This is a genomic window from Mycobacterium sp. MUNTM1 (assembly GCF_054660795.1).
Window position 1 is genome coordinate 14,840 of sequence record NZ_BAAGDE010000023.1, and the last position, 19,226, is coordinate 34,065.

The window sequence follows — 19,226 nt, forward strand, 5'->3', positions numbered from 1 at the left end:
GGCATCTATGCTCAACAGGCATGGACGTGGTGCAGGCCGGCCGGGTCGAGTTACGCCACCTGCGAGCATTCGCAGCGGTGGCCCGACTCGCATCGTTCACGCAGGCCGCCCAGGAACTCAGCATCACCCAGCCGGCGCTGAGCAGAACCATCCAGCAGCTCGAGGACGCCCTCGAAGCGACGCTGTTGGACCGGAGTTCGCGACGCGTGGCGACCACCCAGGCTGGGCGGATCTTCCTCGATCACGTCGAACGGGTCCTCGCCGAGTTGGGACGCGGTGTGGACGCCGTGCGGCAACAGGCGAGCATCCGCCTCGGATTCAGCTGGCTGCTGCCCGACCCGTGGGCGCAGGACACCGTCATGCGATTCGAGCGGGCCGCCCGGACCACGGTCAACCTGATCCGCACCGACGACGCGCTCGGCGCGGTCCAGCAGGGAAGGGTCGACGTCGCCCTGGTGCGCGGGCATGTCACGTCGACCTCCGTTCGGATCGTGCACCTTTTCGACGAGCCACGCGTGGCGGTGTGTGCGATGCATTCGCCCCTCGCGGAGCGCGCCGAGTTGGACTGGGCCGAGGTGCCACGGTGGCCGCTGGTGGTGAACACCGCCAGCGGCACCACCGGCCCCTGGTCGTGGCCCGCGGGCGTCGGGCCCGAAACCGTGGTTGAGACAACGAATTTCGACGAGTGGATCGAGTCCGTCGCCGCCGACCGGGGTATCGGGGTGATTCCCGACGTCGCCGTCAGACGCAACATCCACCCGGGCGTGCGGTTCGTCGCGCTGCGGGGCGCCCCCGACATTCCCGTCGCGCTGGCGTTCTTGAAGCGGGCCAACGGCCCCGTGCTGCGCCGCTTCATCGAGGCGGCCGTGGACGCCGTACCCGACCCGTGACGGATCGCCCCCGAGGGCACGGGAGGGTCAGGCCAGCGGCGCCAGGCCGGATCGCACCAGATCCAGACTCGCGGTGACGTCGGCGCCGAGGTCGCCCGAACAACCCCTGCGGCCCCAATTCTCCACTGCCGCAACGAGGGCCGCGGCGATCGCGGAACCCGCGACCTCGGCGGCCAGGTCGATGTTCGCCAGCTCCGGGTTCCGCTGTCTGACGAAGTCGGTGAGCACCCGGGCGAACGAGGACTGCACCACCCGCAGGTGGCCGGCGATCCGCTCGGCGCTGATCAGCTCGGCACGGGCGGTCGCGGCCTGGCGCACCACTTCGAGGTCGTGCGGGAAGGCCGCGACGCTGGCCAGCACCGCGTCGAACAATGCTTCCGAGGCCGGTCGCCGGGCCAGCGCTTCGGCCAGCCACCCCAACTGGGTCTCGTAGTCCTGGAAGAGCACGGCTTCCTTGGTCGGGAAGTGCCGGAAGAAGGTGCGTTCGGTGACACCGGCCTCGCGGGCCAGCTCGGTGACGGTGACGTTCGCAAACCCCTTGCGAGCGAAGCTCTTCAACGCCGCTTGGCGAAGTGCCTCATGCGTCGATCGTCGTCGTTGCTCGTGACGGTTGCCCGGGCCGGTCATCTCAGCGGTGATCGTATCCCAGCCGAGCGGGTCACGACTGCCATCTTCCAATTGTGTCAGTACTGACATATTGTTGACGCGCGACCACCCGACGGAGGCGAGGGCCAACAGCATGACCGACAGGAAGTACGACGCAATCGTGGTGGGCGCCGGGCACAACGGCCTGACCGCCGCGGCCATCCTGCAACGCGCGGGCCTGCGCACGCTGTGCCTGGAGGCCAACACCTACGCGGGCGGCATGGCCGCAACAGTCGAATTGATCGACGGCTTCCGGTACGAGATCGCCGGTTCGGTGCAGTTCCCCATGGCGAGCCGGCTCACCAAGGACCTCGGGCTGGACACGCTGCCGGCGGTGGAGCCCGACGTGATGTCGATCAACATCGGCGAGCACGGCGAGGAGCCGATGATCTTCTACCGCGACCCGATGCGGCTGATGACGCATCTGAGCGATAGGCACGGCCTCGAGGCGGTCACCGGCATGGCCGAATTGATCGGCTGGAGTCAGGGGCCGGCGAAAGCGCTGGGCCGCTTCGACGTCCGCCGGCCGCCCAAGACCCTCGACGAGATGTACGCCTGCGCGGCCACCGATGACGAACGCCGGGCGATTCACGAGATGCTGTTCGGCTCGGCCATGGACGTGATCGACCGCTACCTGCCCGACAATGACAAGCACGCCGTCATGCGGGGGATGCTGGCATTCCTGGCCGTCAACTCGACCTACCGCGGCCCCTATACCCCAGGCAGCGCAACGTGTTTGGCGTTCGCATTAGCCGTGCCCCAAGACGACGCGGCCAGTACCGCGATGATGACCAAGCTGAAGGGCGGCATCGGCGCGCTCACCGAACACCTCCGCGAGCTGTTCATCGCCCACGGTGGCGAGATCCGGTTCCGCGCCAAGGCCGAGGAGATCCTCGTCGACCACGGCAAAGTGACCGGTGTGCGACTGCGCGACGGATCGGCGATCTCGGCGCCGATCGTGGTGTCCAACCTGTCGCCGGACATCACGCTCACCGAACTGATCGCACCCGAACACGTTCCGGCGCGGCTGGTCTCACGCGTCTCCGGCCGCGACCACCGGGCCTCGTTCGTGCAGATCCACTTCGCCCTGGATGGGCTGCCCGAATTCGCCCCGCCCTATGAATTCCTCAACGCCGACGGCATGCAACAGTCAATCGGAATCTTCGGGTCGCCCGAATCGCAACAACTGCACTGGGAGAACTGCCGGCGGGGAATCGTTCCGGACAGCCCGTCGATGGGAATGCAGATCCCCTCGGTACACGACCCCGGCATGGCGCCGCCCGGCAAGCATGCGGCGAGCGCGTTCGCCTACGCATTCCCGGTCGAGGTCAACCGCGACCAGCACGGGCATCTCAAAAACGAGATGGCGCAACGGGTTATCGACAAGATCACTCGCCTGGCGCCGAACTTCAAGGACATATTGATACGCCACATCACGTTCGCGCCTTACCACATGCACACCATGTTCGGCGCGCCCTCCGGCGACTTCTGCCACGGGCTGCTGCACCCCGACCTGATGGGTCCCAACCGGCCCGGCCCGAAGGGCTTTCTCGATATGCCCATCGGCATCGACGGCCTGTATCTCGCCGGCGCCGGATGCCATGGCGGACCGGGCATCACCTTCACCCCCGGTTACAACGCCGCCTATCAGGTGCTCGACGACGCGTCCTGAGTCATCAGGGTTTGCAGGCGGCTTCGAGGGTAAGCTCGGGGCCACCGGATTGTAGGGACAGCAGGTACAGATAGGTCGCGAGCGAATGTTCGCATGTCACCGTGTATTTCACCAATGTCTTCGGGGGCCACGGAACCAAGCGGACCGGGATGAGCTCGACCGGATTGAGCACATGCTCGTAGTCCAGCGGCGGGGGCAGCGCGGGGACGATATCCAGCCGGTTCGCGACGCGCCAGGAGTTTTTGACCACCTGGTCGAAGGTGGCCGCAAACAGCGCGTCGCCGGTACGCGGACTGCCGTACGTGTAAACGGCCGGGTCGGTAAACGTTGTGTTGGCGGCCACGTCAAGGGCGAGCAGTGTCGCGAGTGCCCCGCCCAGGCTGTGCCCGCAGATCGTCAGCGAACCGACGGGTCGAGGGAATGAAAGTGTCTTGAGCGCTTCGACCACCGTCGGCGAACCCGGCGTGGCCGCGGTCCGCAGGGACTCGTACATGGCGGTGAAGCCGTCTTCGGTGTGGCCGGCGCCCGCCAGAAACGGGCATGGCACTTGGAGAAAGTCGACGTCGTGAATCCATTCCAGCCATCCCTCGGTGCCGCGGATCGCGATCGCGACGTCGCCCGTCTTGTCCTCCTGGCAGATCAGACCGATGGACACTTCGTCGACGGCGCGGGCCGGGTTCATGTCGGTTGCCAGATCGTTGGCGTAAACCGTGGTGACCACGGTGTAGTCGACGCCGCCGGCGCTCAACGCTTGGCCGGCCGCGTTCTTCAGATCGCCGGGCGGCGTCCTATAGGTAGCGTTCACGAGCTGGCCGAATTGTATTGCCTGCGTTACGTCTAACGTCGATTGTGTTGGCATGGCGGGCCGCTCGGGTTCAGCCGCCGAACATTCCGGTGAGTTGCGCCTGCGCGGTCGCGGCGCCGGCGATCGTCTGGGCCGCCTGAACGCCGGCCAGGCCGCCGGGCAGTTGATAGTCATTGGGCAGCTGGTAGAGGGTGAACCGGTAATGATGCGTGCCGGTTCCGGCCGGGGGACAGGGACCCTTGTAGGCGGGCTGACCCGCGGTGTTCGGCAAGGCGGTCGCGCCGGCGGGAGTCTGACCGTCGGCGGTGCTGCCCGAGCCGGGGGCGATCCCGACGACGACCCAGTGGATGTACAGGCCGTTGACGGCGTCGGGGTCGTCGACGACGAGGGCCGCGCCCAGCGGCGCCGACCACGCCAGCGGCGGCGCGATGTCGGCGCCTTTGCAGGTGTACTGCACCGGAATCGGCGCGCCGTCGGCGAAAGCCGGGCTGCTGATCGTCAATGGCCCGTCGCCGGGCGCGTTGGGCGCCGTGCGGCCGAGGGTGGTGATCTTCGGCGTCGACGGTGTGGTCTGGTGGCTACTACCGTGGCCGCCGCAGCCGGCCAGCCCCGGCGCAATCGCCAACGCCCCGATGACCGCCGCGATTCGGTGAAGTGTGCCCGCCGGCGTCGTTTCCATGCATAACAGTCTGACTCGCGCGCCCGCGGTGGGGAAGGACCCGATTCACCCGGGCGTTTGTGACGTTACTTGCCGCGCTTCTCGACTTCGAGCACCCGCTTGCGCAGTCCCTCGGTGGCCGTGTCCATCAGGCTCTTGGCCCCCTTCTTGACCAGGAACCCGGGCACGGGCGCCACCAGGTCCACCGTCAGCTCGAAGTGGACCCGGGTGGAGTCGCCTTCGGGGGTGAGCGTGTACCGACCCTCCTGAGCGCGTTGCTGTTTGGCGCTGATCAGTGTCCAGCCGACCCCATCGTCGTGAACGGTGTAGGCCAGCTCCTGCTCATCGCTAACGCCGACGAGTTTGACCACCTGCCGGGATCTGGTCGGGTGATTCTGGTCGTCGCGCTCGAGCACTTCGACCTTCTTGTGGGCTGACGACCACTCGGTCAACGACTCGATGTCGAACAGCACATCCATGATTTCGTCGGGCGTCGCCTCGATGACGACTTCGCGGGAATCGGTAATAGCCATGTCGGGGAAATAGCCGGTGCGGTGCGGCTCGAAACCAGCCCAACGGCACGTCAGAGACTTGGTTGGGCAGCGATCCGCGCGAGTCGGGGCAGGACGACGTCGCGCCATCCCGGCCCCATCCGCTCGAAGGCTTGCGCCATGAGATTGTCCTCGAGGTCAAAGCCGCTGTGTTCCAAGAACACTCGGGTGCCGCCCCCTTCGGCTTCCAGCCGCCAGGTCAGAGTCCAGGCGGCGGTGAACGTATAGACGAAGAGGTGCGGCGGGTCGACCTCGAGCACCGTGCACGGCTGCTTGCCGTAGCCCGGCATGTCGAGGGTGAACTGGTGTCCCACCACCGCGGCCACCTGCCCTTCGGCCCACCACAGCCTCAGCAGCGCGGGTTCGGTCAGCAACCGCCACACCTTGGCCGGCGGTGCCGCCACGAATTGATCCAGCCGGATGGTCGCGGATCGTGACGTTTCGGTCATGTCAGCTCCTCTGCGACCTCGGCGAGCGTGGCCAGCCGGGCACGCCAGAACTTCTCGAAGGGATGTAACCACTCGCCGAGGTCGGCCAGCGGCTCCGCGGTCAGGCGGTAGATCCGATGACGCCCCTGCGGCTGGTCGGCCACCAGCCCCGCCGCACGCAGCACCTTGAGGTGCTCGGCGACCGCGGACCGGCTGAGCTCGAACCGTTCGCTGAGTTCCCCCGCCGACAGCGGTTGGTCGAACAGGATCTCCAGCAGTTCGCGCCGTACCGGGTTCGCCAAGGCAAGGAAGACGCGATCGACGCTGGCCACAGCCGACAACATATGTCGGACATTCCCGACATGTCAACTATTTCCGACATAATTGCGCGGAAGTGCGCGGGACAAAGGGGCGGCGACCGCAAGCCGGCGCGGCTACCTTCGGAGGCTATGCATCTCGCCTGGGAACCGCTGACCCGCGGCGTGCATCGCTGCCGGCTCCCGTTCTGCGACGTCACCATCGGGCTGGTGTGCGGCAGCAGCGAGGCGTTGCTCGTCGACACCGGAACCACGCTCACCGAGGCGGCCGCGATCGACGCCGACGTCCGGCTGCTCGCCGGACGCCCGGTGAATCATATTGTCTTGACGCACAAGCACTTCGACCACGTGCTGGGTGCGTCGGTGTTCTCCGGGGCGCGGGTGCACTGCGCCCCCGAGGTGGCCGAATACCTGTCCTCGGCAACCGACCAGCTCCGCGCGGACGCACTACGGCATGGCGCCGACCCCGCCGAGGTGGACGCGGCGATCGCCGCCCTGCGGCCCGCGCACCGCGGCGGTTACGACGCCGTCGTCGACCTCGGAGGCCGGACGGTGGCGATCGCCCACCTCGGCCGGGGCCACACCGCGTCGGACCTGGTGGTGGTCGCGCCCGCGGCCGACGATGGCGAGCGGAACGTGGTGTTCACCGGTGACCTGGTGGAGGAGTCCGGCGACCCCGCGATCGACGCCGACTCCGATGTCGCGGCCTGGCCCGCGACCCTGGACCGGCTGCTGGCGGTCGGCGGCCCCGACGCGATCTACGTCCCGGGCCATGGCGCCGTCGTCGGCGCGGGGTTCGTCCGGCGCCAGCGGGACTGGCTGGCCCGTCGCGCAGCCGCCCGGTGATCGACACCATGCCGAAAAGTATTGTCTCCCAAGGTATCGGCGTCCCACCATGGCGCGGCACCCGGATCGGCGAGCGCCCGGGAGGCGAACGAACCGTGGCGATCACTGAGCCGCCGCCGAAAAGCTCTCGCAAGTACTGGGTGCGGCAACAGTTTTGGCTCGAGTCCTTCGACGCCTGATTGAACTGCCGTTCCCGGGGATAGACTCACGTTCAGTGGAATCGTGCGCGAAGAGGAGCGGAAGACATGGCGATCATTGACAGGGACACACAAGTCCGGCCGTCGTTTGACGACGAGGTCGCTGCCACGCAGCAATACTTCGACGACCCGCGCTTTTCTCGCATCACGCGCCTCTTCACGGCCCGCCAGGTAGCCGAGCAGCGCGGCACCATTCCCACCGACTACACCGTCGCCCGCAACGCGGCGGCCGCCTTCTACGAGCGGCTGCGTGAGCTGTTCGCCGAGAAGAAGAGCATCACCACCTTTGGCCCGTACTCGCCCGGCCAGGCCGTCGCGATGAAGCGCATGGGCATCGAGGGGATCTATCTGGGCGGTTGGGCGACGTCCGCCAAGGGCTCCACGACCGAGGATCCCGGACCCGACCTCGCCAGCTACCCGCTGAGTCAGGTGCCCGACGACGCAGCGGTGTTGGTGCGTGCGCTGCTGACCGCCGACCGCAACCAGCAGTACCAGCGCCTGAACATGAGCGAGCAGCAGCGCGCCACCGCCACGGAGTACGACTACCGGCCGTTCATCATCGCCGACGCGGACACCGGCCACGGTGGTGATCCGCACGTGCGCAACCTGATCCGCCGGTTCGTCGAGGTCGGCGTGCCCGGGTACCACATCGAGGATCAGCGCCCCGGCACCAAGAAGTGTGGCCACCAGGGCGGCAAGGTGCTCGTCCCGTCGGACGAGCAGATCAAACGCCTCAACGCCGCGCGTTTCCAGCTCGACATCATGAAGGTGCCGGGCATCATCGTCGCCCGCACCGACGCGGAGGCGGCCAACCTGCTCGACAGCAGGGCCGACGAGCGCGACCAGCCGTTCCTGCTCGGCGCCACCAACCTCAACATCCCGTCGTACAAGTCGTGCTTCCTGGCGATGGTTCGCCGTTTCTACGAGCTTGGGGTCAAAGACCTGAACGGTCACCTGCTCTACGCGCTGCCCGAGGGCGAGTACGCCGAGGCCGGCGCCTGGCTCGAACGGCAGGGCATCCAGGGCGTGATCTCCGAGGCCGTCAACACGTGGCGCGAGAACGGTCAGAAATCGATCGACGACCTGTTCGACCAGGTCGAATCGCGGTTCGTGGCGGCCTGGGAGGATGACGCCGGGCTGATGACGTACGGCGAGGCCGTGGCCGAAGTGCTCGAATTCGATGCCAGCGAGGGCGAGCCGGCCGACATGAGCGTGGACGAGTGGCGCGCTTTCGCCGCGCGTGCCTCCCTGTACTCCGCCAAGACCAAGGCGAAGCAGTTGGGCGTCGACCCCGGCTGGGACTGCGAGCTGTCCAAGACTCCCGAGGGCTACTACCAGATCCGCGGCGGCATCCCGTACGCGATCGCCAAATCACTGGCGGCCGCGCCGTTCGCCGACATCCTCTGGATGGAGACCAAGACCGCCGACCTGGCCGACGCCAAGCAGTTCGCCGACGCCATCCACGCCGAGTTCCCCGACCAGATGCTGGCCTACAACCTGTCGCCGTCGTTCAACTGGGACACCACCGGCATGACCGACGAACAGATGAAGCAGTTCCCCGAAGAGCTGGGCAAGATGGGCTTCGTCTTCAACTTCATCACCTACGGCGGGCACCAGATCGATGGAGTCGCGGCCGAGGAGTTCGCCACCTCGCTGCAACAGGACGGCATGCTGGCGCTGGCCCGCCTGCAGCGCAAAATGCGGCTGGTCGAATCGCCTTACCGCACACCGCAAACCCTGGTCGGCGGGCCGCGCAGCGACGCGGCGCTCACCGCCTCCTCGGGTCGCACCGCGACCACCAAGGCGATGGGCGAGGGCTCCACCCAGCACCAGCACCTGGTGCAGACCGAGGTGCCGAAGAAGCTGCTCGAGGAGTGGCTGGCGATGTGGAGCGACAACTACAACCTCGGCGAGAAACTCCGCGTGCAACTGCGGCCCCGCCGGGCCGGCTCGGACGTCCTCGAACTGGGCATCTACGGCAACGACGACGAGCAGCTCGCCAACGTCGTCGTCGACCCGATCAAGGACCGGCACGGGCGCAGCATCCTGCAGGTGCGCGACCAGAACACCTTCGCCGAGAAGCTGCGGCAGAAGCGGCTGATGACGCTGATCCACCTCTGGCTGGTGCACCGCTTCAAGGCCGACGCGGTGATCTACGTGACGCCGACCGAGGACAACCAGTATCAGACCGAGAAGATGAAATCGCACGGCATCTTCAGCGAGGTCTACCAAGAGGTCGGCGAGATCATCGTTGCCGAGGTAAACCGGCCCCGCATCGCCGAGCTGCTGCAGCCCGACCGGGTCGCGCTGCGCAAGCTGATCACGAAAGAAAATTAGCCAGCGAGTCGGCAGCGGCCGCACCATCGACGCGTCCGGCGGCCGCTGACCGACGTTATCGATCCAGGCCGGCCCGCTTTCGCTTGAGGCGCGGGCCTCGGTCCGCGCCATCCCTTTCGCGCGCGTGTCCGGCCCGCGTCGTTCGCCACCGTAACCCAGGCCAAAAATCTGCCTTGCGAACAGTTGCCCAGGTGTAGAATTAGCTTGTAACAATTGTGCGCTCAGATTTAACAAACGCGCCGGAACAGAGAGGAGTGCCTGATGAGACCCACAGTCAAGGAGGCAGTCGCCGTGTTCGGTGGTGCGGCGGCGGTTGCTCTGGCGGTCGGATTCGGTGCCGGCGGCGTTAGCTCGACGGGCAGCGCATCGACGGCGGGCACGCATCAGTCACCCGGTGTCGCCGTGTCGCAGCCGGGCGCGCCCGCGCCAGGCGTGCACGTCGCCACGCTTGCCGGTTGCATCCCGGGAGCCAACTGCTAGCCGATCACCTCCGCGATGGCCCATCACACCGGCGTGATGGGCCATCTTCGTTGGGCGCAATCTCGGCGCCGAAATCTGTTTGCGCTGCCGCGGCCGGGGGTAAGAAAAAGTGGGCGGGGCGAAGTGACGCAAGTGGAGATTGGGGGATCTGATGAGATCTGGACCGAGGACGACGGTCGCGCTGTTCGGCGGTGCGGCGATGCTCGTGCTGTCGGTCGCCTGCGGCGGCGGTCATAAAGGCGGCCCAAGCAGTACCACCACCCCGACGACCACCCCGTCGTCCAGCGTCGCGCCCACCACTGCACCCGGTGGCGGTGTGCCCGGCGGCCCGACCGGTGGCGGCGGCCCCGGGGGCGGCGGCGGCAGCATTCCCGGCGGCCCGACCGGTGGCGGCGGCCCCGGGGGAGGCGGCGGCAGCATTCCCGGCATCGGCGGTGGCGGCGGCGGACCGGGTGGCGGTGGCGGTTGCGTCGGCAACGTCTGCGGCGGCTACTGATCGCCGTGCCGCGTTGACCCGGCGCTGAATCGCACCACACAAAAGACTTGTTTCCCTAGCCGGTGGGGCCGGGATTACCTGGCCCCATCGGCTGAACCCTGCTGCGGGCCCTAGGGCGACCCCGCGATCCGGGTTATGGTTCTGGCCAACTCGGATGCAAGGGGACTTCAATGTCGAAGCTCAGATTCGGATACTTCATCGCCCCGTTCCACCGCGCGGGCACCAACCCGACGCTGGCCCTGCAGCGCGATCTTGCGTTCATCGAACACCTCGATGCCCTCGGCTTCGACGAAGTGTGGTTGGGTGAGCACCACTCGGCCGGCAGCGAAATCATCAGCTCCCCAGAGATTTTCATCGCCGCGGCCGCCGAGCGGGCCAAGCGGATCCGGTTCGGCACCGGGGTCATCTCGTTGTCGTATCACAACCCGCTCTGGGTCGCCGACCGGCTGATGCTGCTGGATCACCTGACGCACGGTCGCATCATCGGCGGTGTGGGGCCCGGCTCGCTGCCCAGCGACTCGTCGATGATCGGGCTCACCCCCACCGACACCCGTGAGCTGCTGGAAACCAACCTCGACATCGTCGTGCGGTTGCTGGCGGGGGAGACGGTCAGCGCCAAGACCGCCACCCATCAGCTCTTCGATGCCAAGCTGCAGCTCGCCCCCTTCTCCGACGGCGGGATTCCGCTGTCCGTCGCCGCGGTCGCGTCGCCGACGGGCGCGCGGCTGGCCGGCAAGCACGGCATCGGCCTGCTGTCCATCGGGGCGACCCTGACCGTCGAGGGTTTCAACGCGCTGTCCTACCACTGGGGCATCGTCGAGGAGCGCGCCGCGGCGTTCAGCACGCAGGTCGACCGCAAGAACTGGAGCCTGGTCGGTCTGTTCCACCTCGCCGAGACCGAGAAGCAGGCCCGCGAAGAGGTCAAGTTCGGCATCGAGCCGTGGTTCCGGTACTTCCAGAAAGTGGCCGCGTTCCCGCAGATGACGATGCCCGGCGAGCAGCTCGACGAGATGATCGACGTCATCAACGAGAACGGGGCGGGCGTCATCGGCACGCCTGAGCGGGCGCGCGAACAGGTGCAGCGGTTGTGGGATCAGTCCGGCGGTTTCGGCTGCATGCTGCAGATGGGCCACGAGTGGGCCAACCCGGCCGCCACCCGGCGGTCCGCCGAGTTGTTCGCCGCCGAGGTGATGCCGCACTTCCAGGGGCAGGCGCAGCCGACGCTGGACGCCGCCGCGCGCGCCGGCCAGGCCCGGGAGAACCTCGCACAGTCGCAGTTGGACGCCGTGGCCCACATGACCAAGAAGTACCAGGACGAGGTCGACGCGAAGTAGGCGTCACACACGCGTACGCTCGCGAATTCCCTCGGTGGACAACTCTTTCGCTGCAATTCGGCAACGTTTCCGGTGACGACCCGGGCCCGGCGGCCGTCGCGCGGCTTCATATTTAGGCGACAGCCGGGTCCCAGGGGGCAGCTAGGGACGCGGCGCATACCTGGAGGATGACCACCCACACCGCTGACCCCACGACCGCCGGCGGGCGCCGTCGGCGACTACTGCGCCTCACCATTGCGGGCGCCGCGACCCTGGCCGCCCTGGCCCTCTGCGACGCGGCGCAGCCCCAGACCCCCGGAAGCCCGCTCGGATCGGAATCGGTGCGCCTGACGGACATGGCCTTTTCACCCCAGGCGCCGCCAGGGCTCACCGGCGACGGCTTCGCGGCCGATGACGGCGACGACCAGGCCCAGCTGCAACAGCAGCTGAATCAGCAGCAGCTGCAGCAGGCCATGCAACAGGCCGAAGAGCAGAACGAGCAGGCCCAGCAGCAGTTCAATCAGGACATGCAGCAGCAACAGACCTACGAGAATCAGTTCAACAACCCGTAAATCGTGTATCGAAGCGTGGCGGCCGCTGCGCGCGGCCGTCATGCGCCATGCGAGAACCTAGCGGCCCCCGGCGGATTCGCGATCGGCCGCCTTTACCAGCCGGCCCGCGAAAAACCGGACCGCTCCGCCCATCGCGGCGCGCATCAGCGGGCCCGTCCCGCGAACGCCTTCGGTGAACGACCCGGTCCAGCGGATGTCGGTCCCGCCCGACGCATTGGGGGTGAGGACCACCTCACCGGCGTAGTCCTTGGCCGGGGTGGCCGGGCCCACCAGCTTGTAGGCGTGGCGACGGTCCGGCTCGTACTCGACCGTCTCCTCCTGCACGTAGACGGGCCACATGCCCACCCTGCGGATCGCCCCGACGCCGCCGGGCGCGGGATCGCCCTGTCGGGCCCAACTCGAGTGCATGACAATCGGCTTGGCCCACCGCGACCAGTTGGCGCCGTCGGCCACCAACCGGAACACCGTCGCCGGGGGCGCGCTGCTGGTGCGGGTGATTTCGAAGGAAAAGTTCCGGCCCGGCATGACAACTCCTGGTGGTAGCAGACGGACGGCCCTGTACGCCGCTCGCCGGTAGGCTACCGCCCGCGCCCGGCGTCGGCCGGATCGGGTGGATCGCTGCCGTCAACCCGGTGATCGGGCGATTGCCGGAATCGGCGAATGCGCCCGCCGCTCTTGATGTTTGCCGATCCACCTTGCGGGGACGGTCACATCGGTTTGCCTAGACTGCAGTGATGGATCGCGGTTCCCGGCAGGACGACCCAGGCCTACTTCGAATCGAGGACTGCCTGGACGCGGCCGGCCGAGTCGTGCTGCCGCCCGGGGTCAACCTGATCTCGCTCATCGATCGCAACATCGCGAACGTCGGTGACACCGTGGCATACCGCTACCTCGACTACAGCCGTTCGGCGGACGGCGGCGCCGAAGAGGTGACGTGGAGCCGGTTCGGCGTCCGGCTGGAGGCCATCGGCGCGCGCATCCAGCACGTCGCCGGTCACGGTGAACGCGTCGCGGTCCTCGCGCCGCAGGGCATCGACTACGTCGCCGGCTTCTATGCGGCGGTCAAAGCCGGAACCATCGCGGTGCCGTTGTTCGCCCCCGAACTGCCCGGCCACGCCGAACGGCTCGACACCGCGCTGCGCGATTCCGAGCCCACCGCCGTACTCACGACGACGCCCGCCCGAGAGGCGGTGGAGAAGTTCCTGGCCGGCCACCCGCACCTGCGCCGGCCGCGGGTGATCGCCATTGACCAGATACCCGATTCGGCGGCGGACTCGTTCGTGCCCACCGAGATCGGCATGGACGACGTCTCGCACCTGCAATACACGTCGGGCTCGACCCGGCCGCCGGTCGGCGTCCAGATCACCCACCGCGCGGTGGGCACCAACCTGGTGCAGATGATCCTGTCGATCGACCTGCTGGACCGAAATACCCACGGCGTCAGCTGGTTACCGCTCTACCACGACATGGGTTTGTCGATGATCGGCTTCCCGGCGGTCTACGGCGGTCACTCCACGCTGATGTCTCCCACCGCGTTCGTGCGCCGGCCGCAGCGATGGATCCAGGCGCTGTCCGACGGGTCGCGGCAGGGCAACGTCGTCACCGCCGCGCCGAACTTCGCCTACGAGTGGGCGGCGCAGCGCGGCCTGCCCGGCCAAGGTGCGGAGATCGACCTGCGCAACGTGGTGATGATCATCGGCTCTGAACCCGTCAGCATCGAGGCGATCCGGACCTTCAACAAGGCGTTCGCTCCGTACGGGTTGCCGCGGACCGCGTTCAAGCCGTCCTACGGCATCGCCGAGGGCACGTTGTTCGTCGCGACCATCGCCCCAGGCGCCGAGGCGACGGCAGTCTACTTCGACTCAGAGCGGCTCGGCGCGGGGCATGCGGTGCGCGTCGACGCGGATGATCCCAACGCGGTCGCGCAGGTGTCGTGTGGCCAGGTCGCACGCAGCGAATGGGCCGTCATCGTCGACCAGGCCAGCGGATCCGAGTTGCCGGACGGTGCTGTGGGCGAAATCTGGTTGCAGGGCAACAACATCGGGCGCGGCTATTGGGGGCTGCCCGATGAGACGCGGCGGACGTTCGGCGCCGAGCTGCGATCCCGGCTCGCCGAGGGCGGCCACGCCGACGGCGCCGATCCGGACCGCCCCTGGCTGCGCACCGGCGACCTGGGGGTGTACCTGGACGGTGAGCTGTACGTGACCGGCCGGATCGCGGACCTGCTGACGATCGACGGCCGCAACCACTACCCGCAACACATCGAGGCCACCGTCGCCGAAGCGTCGGAAATCGTCCGGCGCGGATACGTGACGGCATTCTGCGCGCCGGCCGGCGATGACCCAGATGCCGCCCGGCTCGTCGTGATCGCCGAACGGGCCGCGGGCACCAGCCGTCAGGATCCGCAGCCGGCGATCGAGGCGATCCGCGCGGCGGTCGCGCAGCGGCACGGCCTGACCGTCTCGGACGTGCGTCTCCTGCCGGCCGGCGCCATCCCACGCACCACCAGCGGCAAGCTGGCCCGCCGGGCCTGCCGGGCGGAATACCTCGACGGCACTCTGGGCGTCCGCTGACCCGCAGAGTTGACCGAACGCCGGCCGTCGCGGGTGGCATCCTGGCCAGGTGGGCTTGATATTCCGGTTGGCGGAGCTGCTGATCTTGATCCTGCCGCTGACGGGGGCGATCGTCGCCGCGGTGCGCGCGTTCGGCGCCTACCGCCGGCGCACCGACGAGCGGTCGCGGGAAATCGATCGGACTCCACCGCCCGAGGCGCCCGCCGCGGACGGGGCCGGCGTGAATCAGGCGGCCCACTGGCGCTCGATCCGCCGCGTTCTCGACGAGCACGGCCGCACCGACGCGCGCTGGCTCGAGTACGAGCTCGACGTCGCCAAGCTGTTGGACTTCCCCCTGATGACCGACATGCGCGATGCAAACACGATCGCGTTTCACAAAGCCAAGCTACGGGCCGACTTCCTGCGCCCCGTCAAGGCCGAGGATCTGCTCGACGACCGCGACAGCGCCGCGCGATACATGGCCGCCGTCGAGGACTACGTCACCGCATTCAACGCGGCCGAGGCCGAAGCGATCCGCCGGCGCCGCAACGATTTCTCCCGGCCGGATCAGCAGCGAATTGCGCGGGCGCAGAACCTGTTGCGGGTCGCGGCCGACCCCGCGGCGGCCTCACACGAACGCCAGCGCGCCTACGACGTGGCCCGCAACGAACTCGACGGCCTGCTGGTGTTGCCGACGGCGACACAGGCGAACCTCGAGCGAGGGATATCCGGCGAGCTGGAGCGATAGCCGGCCTAGGGACAGGTGTAGCCGCCGTCGATCACGACGTCCGAACCGGTCATGTAGCTGGAGGCCTCGCTGGCCAGATAGACGTAGAGGCCGGTGAGCTCTTCGGGGCGGCCGATGCGCCCCAGCGGAATTTTCGGCTCCCACTGCCGGTGGTACTCCGTCAGCGGCTCGACAAGCTCGGTGAGGATGTAGCCGGGGCTGACGCTGTTCACCCGAATGTTGTGCGGCGCGAACTCGACCGCCATGGCCTTGGTCAGGTGGATGACGGCCGCCTTGGAGGCGCAGTAGTGGCCGACCTGTTGTGGGATGTTGATGATGCTGCCCGACATCGAGGCGGTGGTGATGATGACGCCGCCGCGCCCCTGGGCCACCATGGCCCGCGCCGCCGCCTGCGCGGTCAGGAAAACACCGGTCACGTTGGTGTCCTGGATGCGCTGGAATTCTTCCGGCGACATGTCCAGCATCGGGACGACGTCGATGATGCCGGCGTTGCAGACCGCGATGTCGAGGCCGCCCAGCTCCGCGATCGCCCGGTCCACCATGCCGGTCACCTGATCGGGCCGGGTCACGTCGCATCGGATCGGCACCACCTTGCCGTCACCGTCCGCCGCCAGTTCGCCGGCGATGCGTTCCAGCGCCTCGAGATTCCGCGCCGCGATGGCCACGTCGGCACCGGCCTGCAGGTAGGCCTGGGCCACCGTCCTGCCGATGCCGCTGGAGGCCCCGGTGACCAACGCCCTCTTGCCGCGCAGGCCGAACAAGTCCATCACGTTCATCCGAGATCCCCATCCATACAAGCGACCCAAAACCGGAACACGTTCTAGTGTGTCCGCTATGGGCAGATTCACCAGGGCAGAAATCGACAAAGCCGTCGATAACTACACCAAAGTCGTCGAAGGGTGCAGCGCTTCGGGCGACTGGCGGCCATTCGCGGACCTCTTCACCGAGGACGTGGTCTACACCGAACACCACTACGGCGTCTTTCACGGGCGCGAGGCGGTTCGCGACTGGATCGTCGCGGTGATGGCGCCCTTCCCGCACATGCGTTTTCCCAACGACTGGGTCGCCCACGACGAGGACAACGACGCCGTCGTGGTCATGATCAAGAACCTGCTCGATCACCCGACGGACCCGAACGGCGAACCGTTCTGGTTTCCGAACTGGACCCGGCTGGTGTACGCCGGCGACGGGCTGTTCTCCAGCGAAGAAGACATTTACAACCCCGACCGGGACGCTCCCGGCGTCGTCGCGGCGTGGCTGCAGGCCGGCGGTCAGCTCGCCACCACCGAGATCCTGCAGCCCGGCGCCTAGCGTCGCGAAGCGACAGTGCTTGCGCGCCAAGCCCTGTCACCGGCGCCGGCTTTTTTCAGGCCCACCTACGCCGTACCGGAAGCGACCGTCCGCGCGCGGCGCCGCGACCGGACCTTGCCCAGCGCCTGCTCCCACGCGAGCAGGGTCGTGGCTTTCACGTTGGCGGGCTTCACGCTGTCGCGGGACAGCAGCGCCGTCGCGGCGGCCTTCGTGGTCGCCGACGCCTTCGACATGTGACCCGAGTCGAACGGCGGCTGCGGGTCGTATTCGATCGCGAGTTGGATTGCCTTCGCGCGGGATTCGCCGCCGATTTGGCCGGCCAGCCATAGCGCGAGGTCGAGCCCGGCCGACACGCCGGCACAGGTGACGATGTCATCCGCGTGCACGATCCGTTCGTCGGCCACGGGAACCGCGCCGAACGCCTTCAGCGCGGGGACCGTCAGCCAATGCGACGTCGCCCGGCGCCCGTCCAGCAGGCCGGCGGCCGCCAGAATCACCGACCCCGAGCACACCGACGTCGTCCAGCTCGCGCTGTGGTGGGCCTGCCGCAGCCAGTCGAGCAGCGCGTCGTCGCGGGCGTGAACCGGTGTCGACGGTCCCCCGGGGACGAGAATCACGTCGGGGGAGGGGGTTTCGGCCAGCGAGTGGGTGGCGCCGATGACGAGCACTCCGGAGTCGGCGATGATCGGTCCGGCCTCGTGCCAGACGAAGCGCACCTCGGCGCCCGACAGGTTGCGCAGCACCTCGTAGGGACCGATCATGTCCAGCGCGGTGAATCCCGGATAGGTCACGATGGCGATTTGGGTCATCAGGGTCGTCCTTTCGATATCAGGCGAAGGCTTTGCGGTATTGGTCCGGCGAAATGCCAACGCGCCGAAGGAAATTGCGTCGCATGGTTTCCGCGGTGCCGAAGCCGCACCGAGCGGCGATCGCGACGACGGTGTCGTCGGTCTCCTCCAATTGCCGGCGTGCTGCTTCGGTGCGGACACGTTCGACGTATTGGCCGGGCGCCTCACCGATTTCGGCGGTGAACACCCGGGTGAAATGCCGCGGGCTCATCGCGGCGCGGCGAGCCAGCTCCTCGATGCTGTGCGGACGACCCGGCTCGGCCTCGATCGTCTCCTGCACCTCGCGGATCGAGTCCCGCCTGGCCCGCGGCATCCACACCGGCGCGGCGAACTGGGTCTGACCGCCGGGCCGGCGCAGATACAGCACGAGCCAGCGGGCAACCGTCTGGGCGAGCTCGGTTCCATGGTCGTCCTCGATCAGCGCGAGCGTGAGGTCGATGCCCGCGGTGACGCCCGCGGCGGTCCACAGGGTGTCCGAGCTTCGCACGAAGATGGGGTCGGCATCGACGTCGATGGCGGGGAACTCACTCGCCAACCGCTCGGCGAACGCCCAATGCGTGGTCACCCGGTGCCCGTCCAGCAGGCCCGCCTCGGCGGCGAGAAACGCGCCGGTGCACACCGTGACGATCCGGCGGGCGTGGGTGGCGACGGCCTTGATCCAGGCGACCAGGTCGGCGTCGGAGCGGGCGGCGTCGATGCCTGCCCCGCCCGGCAGGACGACGGTGTCGATCGGGTCTCCCGGGTCCGGCAACGGGGTCGCCACGAAAGCCAACCCGGTGGCTGTCTGCACCGGTTGGCCACCGACGGAGGCCACCGCGACGTCGTAGCCACCGCCCGTCAACAGCGATGCGCCGGTGAACACGTCGTACGGGCCCACGACGTCGAGCGCCTGCACGCCGGGAAAGCCGGCGATGACCACCTTGCGAGGCATGGATTCAGTGTTGGGCACGCCAGGGCCTGTCGTCTACGCCATGTATCCCACCAATTAGGACATGGGACCTGCACGCACCCTGCCCAGCGGCGGCCACGGCGGCCTTGGCAGACTGTTGCCCATGGCACAGATAACGTTGCGTGGAAACCCGATCAACACTGTCGGCGAGCTGCCTGCCGTCGGATCCAAAGCCCCGGCCTTCAGTCTGGTCGGCGGCGATCTGGCCCCGGTGAGCAGCGAACAATTCGGTGGTAAGCCCTTGGTGCTCAACATCTTTCCGTCCATCGACACGCCGGTGTGCGCCACCAGCGTGCGGACCTTCAACGAGCGCGCCGCCGGCGGCGGGGCGACCGTGGTGAACGTCTCGAAGGACCTGCCGTTCGCGCAGGCGCGATTCTGTGGCGCCGAGGGCATCGAGAACGTCAAGAGCGGTTCGGCGTTCCGCGACAGCTTCGGCGAGGACTACGGGGTCACCATCACCGACGGTCCGATGGCCGGATTGCTCGCGCGGGCCATCGTGGTGATCGGCGCCGACGGCAACGTCGCCTACACCGAGCTGGTGCCCGAAATCGCGCAGGAGCCCAACTACGACGCGGCGCTGGCGGCGGCGGGCTGACCTTCGCGCCCGC

General features: G+C 68.0%; 22 protein-coding genes. 12 read left to right on the forward strand and 10 right to left on the reverse strand.

What is annotated here, in order from left to right; all coding sequences use genetic code 11:
* Positions 1 to 20: 20 nt before the first annotated feature.
* The gene (locus tag ACYQ8K_RS14925; protein ID WP_459970148.1) at positions 21 to 890 is read left to right on the forward strand and encodes a LysR family transcriptional regulator; all 870 of its coding nucleotides are present in this window, start codon (positions 21 to 23) and stop codon (positions 888 to 890) included.
* A 27-nt stretch (positions 891 to 917) separates the two neighbouring features.
* Here the strand turns inward: ACYQ8K_RS14925 and ACYQ8K_RS14930 are convergent, their stop codons facing one another.
* Positions 918 to 1,517: a TetR/AcrR family transcriptional regulator gene (locus tag ACYQ8K_RS14930; protein WP_459970150.1), complete on the reverse strand. Its 600-nt coding sequence runs from the start codon at positions 1,515 to 1,517 to the stop codon at positions 918 to 920.
* Between the two features lie 112 nt (positions 1,518 to 1,629).
* Between ACYQ8K_RS14930 and ACYQ8K_RS14935 the strand changes: the two genes are divergently transcribed.
* Positions 1,630 to 3,207, forward strand: a complete 1,578-nt coding sequence (locus ACYQ8K_RS14935) for a phytoene desaturase family protein (RefSeq protein ID WP_459970151.1) — start codon at positions 1,630 to 1,632, stop codon at positions 3,205 to 3,207.
* 4 nt (positions 3,208 to 3,211) lie between these two features.
* Here the strand turns inward: ACYQ8K_RS14935 and ACYQ8K_RS14940 are convergent, their stop codons facing one another.
* From ACYQ8K_RS14940 to ACYQ8K_RS14960, 5 genes are all read right to left on the reverse strand, one after another.
* Positions 3,212 to 4,012, reverse strand: coding sequence for a lipase family protein (locus ACYQ8K_RS14940; RefSeq protein WP_459970153.1), 801 nt, complete (start codon positions 4,010 to 4,012; stop codon positions 3,212 to 3,214).
* A gap of 70 nt (positions 4,013 to 4,082) precedes the next feature.
* Positions 4,083 to 4,691, reverse strand: coding sequence for a YbhB/YbcL family Raf kinase inhibitor-like protein (locus ACYQ8K_RS14945; RefSeq protein ID WP_459970155.1), 609 nt, complete (start codon positions 4,689 to 4,691; stop codon positions 4,083 to 4,085).
* A gap of 65 nt (positions 4,692 to 4,756) precedes the next feature.
* Entirely contained in the window at positions 4,757 to 5,203 is a 447-nt protein-coding gene (locus ACYQ8K_RS14950) for an SRPBCC family protein (RefSeq protein ID WP_076056250.1), read from the reverse strand.
* Between the two features lie 50 nt (positions 5,204 to 5,253).
* Complete coding sequence (locus tag ACYQ8K_RS14955) at positions 5,254 to 5,670, reverse strand: SRPBCC family protein (RefSeq protein ID WP_459970157.1); 417 nt, start codon at positions 5,668 to 5,670, stop codon at positions 5,254 to 5,256.
* A complete protein-coding gene (locus tag ACYQ8K_RS14960; protein WP_459970158.1) occupies positions 5,667 to 5,993 on the reverse strand; it encodes an ArsR/SmtB family transcription factor in 327 nt (108 codons plus the stop codon). The genes ACYQ8K_RS14955 and ACYQ8K_RS14960 overlap by 4 nt, the downstream gene beginning before the upstream one ends.
* A 105-nt stretch (positions 5,994 to 6,098) precedes the next feature.
* Between ACYQ8K_RS14960 and ACYQ8K_RS14965 the strand changes: the two genes are divergently transcribed.
* The 6 genes from ACYQ8K_RS14965 (at position 6,099) to ACYQ8K_RS14990 (ending at position 12,207) form a co-directional block, all read left to right on the forward strand.
* The gene (locus ACYQ8K_RS14965) at positions 6,099 to 6,812 is read left to right on the forward strand and encodes an MBL fold metallo-hydrolase (protein ID WP_459970160.1); all 714 of its coding nucleotides are present in this window, start codon (positions 6,099 to 6,101) and stop codon (positions 6,810 to 6,812) included.
* 245 nt (positions 6,813 to 7,057) lie between these two features.
* Positions 7,058 to 9,346 (forward strand): isocitrate lyase ICL2, encoded by a 2,289-nt coding sequence (gene aceA, locus ACYQ8K_RS14970; protein WP_459970162.1) that lies wholly within the window; start codon positions 7,058 to 7,060, stop codon positions 9,344 to 9,346.
* A gap of 261 nt (positions 9,347 to 9,607) precedes the next feature.
* Positions 9,608 to 9,826, forward strand: a complete 219-nt coding sequence (locus tag ACYQ8K_RS14975; protein ID WP_459970164.1) for a hypothetical protein — start codon at positions 9,608 to 9,610, stop codon at positions 9,824 to 9,826.
* A 151-nt stretch (positions 9,827 to 9,977) separates the two neighbouring features.
* Positions 9,978 to 10,322: a hypothetical protein gene (locus ACYQ8K_RS14980; protein WP_459970165.1), complete on the forward strand. Its 345-nt coding sequence runs from the start codon at positions 9,978 to 9,980 to the stop codon at positions 10,320 to 10,322.
* A 170-nt stretch (positions 10,323 to 10,492) separates the two neighbouring features.
* Positions 10,493 to 11,656, forward strand: a complete 1,164-nt coding sequence (locus tag ACYQ8K_RS14985) for an LLM class flavin-dependent oxidoreductase (protein ID WP_459970166.1) — start codon at positions 10,493 to 10,495, stop codon at positions 11,654 to 11,656.
* 167 nt (positions 11,657 to 11,823) lie between these two features.
* A complete protein-coding gene (locus ACYQ8K_RS14990; RefSeq protein ID WP_459970168.1) occupies positions 11,824 to 12,207 on the forward strand; it encodes a hypothetical protein in 384 nt (127 codons plus the stop codon).
* A 57-nt stretch (positions 12,208 to 12,264) separates the two neighbouring features.
* Here the strand turns inward: ACYQ8K_RS14990 and ACYQ8K_RS14995 are convergent, their stop codons facing one another.
* Positions 12,265 to 12,732 carry an SRPBCC family protein gene (locus tag ACYQ8K_RS14995; RefSeq protein ID WP_459970169.1) on the reverse strand — a complete coding sequence of 156 codons (468 nt, stop codon included), beginning with the start codon at positions 12,730 to 12,732 and terminating at the stop codon, positions 12,265 to 12,267.
* Between the two features lie 209 nt (positions 12,733 to 12,941).
* Here ACYQ8K_RS14995 and ACYQ8K_RS15000 point away from each other — a divergent pair, with 209 nt between their 5' ends.
* Together ACYQ8K_RS15000 and ACYQ8K_RS15005 are read left to right on the forward strand one after the other, a co-directional pair.
* Positions 12,942 to 14,780 carry a fatty acyl-AMP ligase gene (locus tag ACYQ8K_RS15000; RefSeq protein ID WP_459970171.1) on the forward strand — a complete coding sequence of 613 codons (1,839 nt, stop codon included), beginning with the start codon at positions 12,942 to 12,944 and terminating at the stop codon, positions 14,778 to 14,780.
* Positions 14,781 to 14,829: 49 nt separating this feature from the next.
* Positions 14,830 to 15,507 (forward strand): hypothetical protein, encoded by a 678-nt coding sequence (locus ACYQ8K_RS15005; protein ID WP_459970172.1) that lies wholly within the window; start codon positions 14,830 to 14,832, stop codon positions 15,505 to 15,507.
* Between the two features lie 5 nt (positions 15,508 to 15,512).
* Here the strand turns inward: ACYQ8K_RS15005 and ACYQ8K_RS15010 are convergent, their stop codons facing one another.
* Entirely contained in the window at positions 15,513 to 16,283 is a 771-nt protein-coding gene (locus tag ACYQ8K_RS15010; RefSeq protein WP_459970174.1) for an SDR family oxidoreductase, read from the reverse strand.
* A 58-nt stretch (positions 16,284 to 16,341) separates the two neighbouring features.
* Here ACYQ8K_RS15010 and ACYQ8K_RS15015 point away from each other — a divergent pair, with 58 nt between their 5' ends.
* Positions 16,342 to 16,818, forward strand: coding sequence for a nuclear transport factor 2 family protein (locus ACYQ8K_RS15015; protein ID WP_459970176.1), 477 nt, complete (start codon positions 16,342 to 16,344; stop codon positions 16,816 to 16,818).
* A gap of 65 nt (positions 16,819 to 16,883) precedes the next feature.
* Here ACYQ8K_RS15015 and ACYQ8K_RS15020 read toward each other — a convergent pair whose 3' ends face one another.
* The gene (locus ACYQ8K_RS15020; RefSeq protein ID WP_459970178.1) at positions 16,884 to 17,627 is read right to left on the reverse strand and encodes a DJ-1/PfpI family protein; all 744 of its coding nucleotides are present in this window, start codon (positions 17,625 to 17,627) and stop codon (positions 16,884 to 16,886) included.
* 19 nt (positions 17,628 to 17,646) lie between these two features.
* Positions 17,647 to 18,597, reverse strand: a complete 951-nt coding sequence (locus tag ACYQ8K_RS15025) for a GlxA family transcriptional regulator (RefSeq protein WP_459970179.1) — start codon at positions 18,595 to 18,597, stop codon at positions 17,647 to 17,649.
* A 121-nt stretch (positions 18,598 to 18,718) separates the two neighbouring features.
* Between ACYQ8K_RS15025 and tpx the strand changes: the two genes are divergently transcribed.
* The gene (gene tpx, locus ACYQ8K_RS15030) at positions 18,719 to 19,213 is read left to right on the forward strand and encodes a thiol peroxidase (protein ID WP_459970181.1); all 495 of its coding nucleotides are present in this window, start codon (positions 18,719 to 18,721) and stop codon (positions 19,211 to 19,213) included.
* The last annotated feature ends 13 nt before the right edge of the window (positions 19,214 to 19,226 follow it).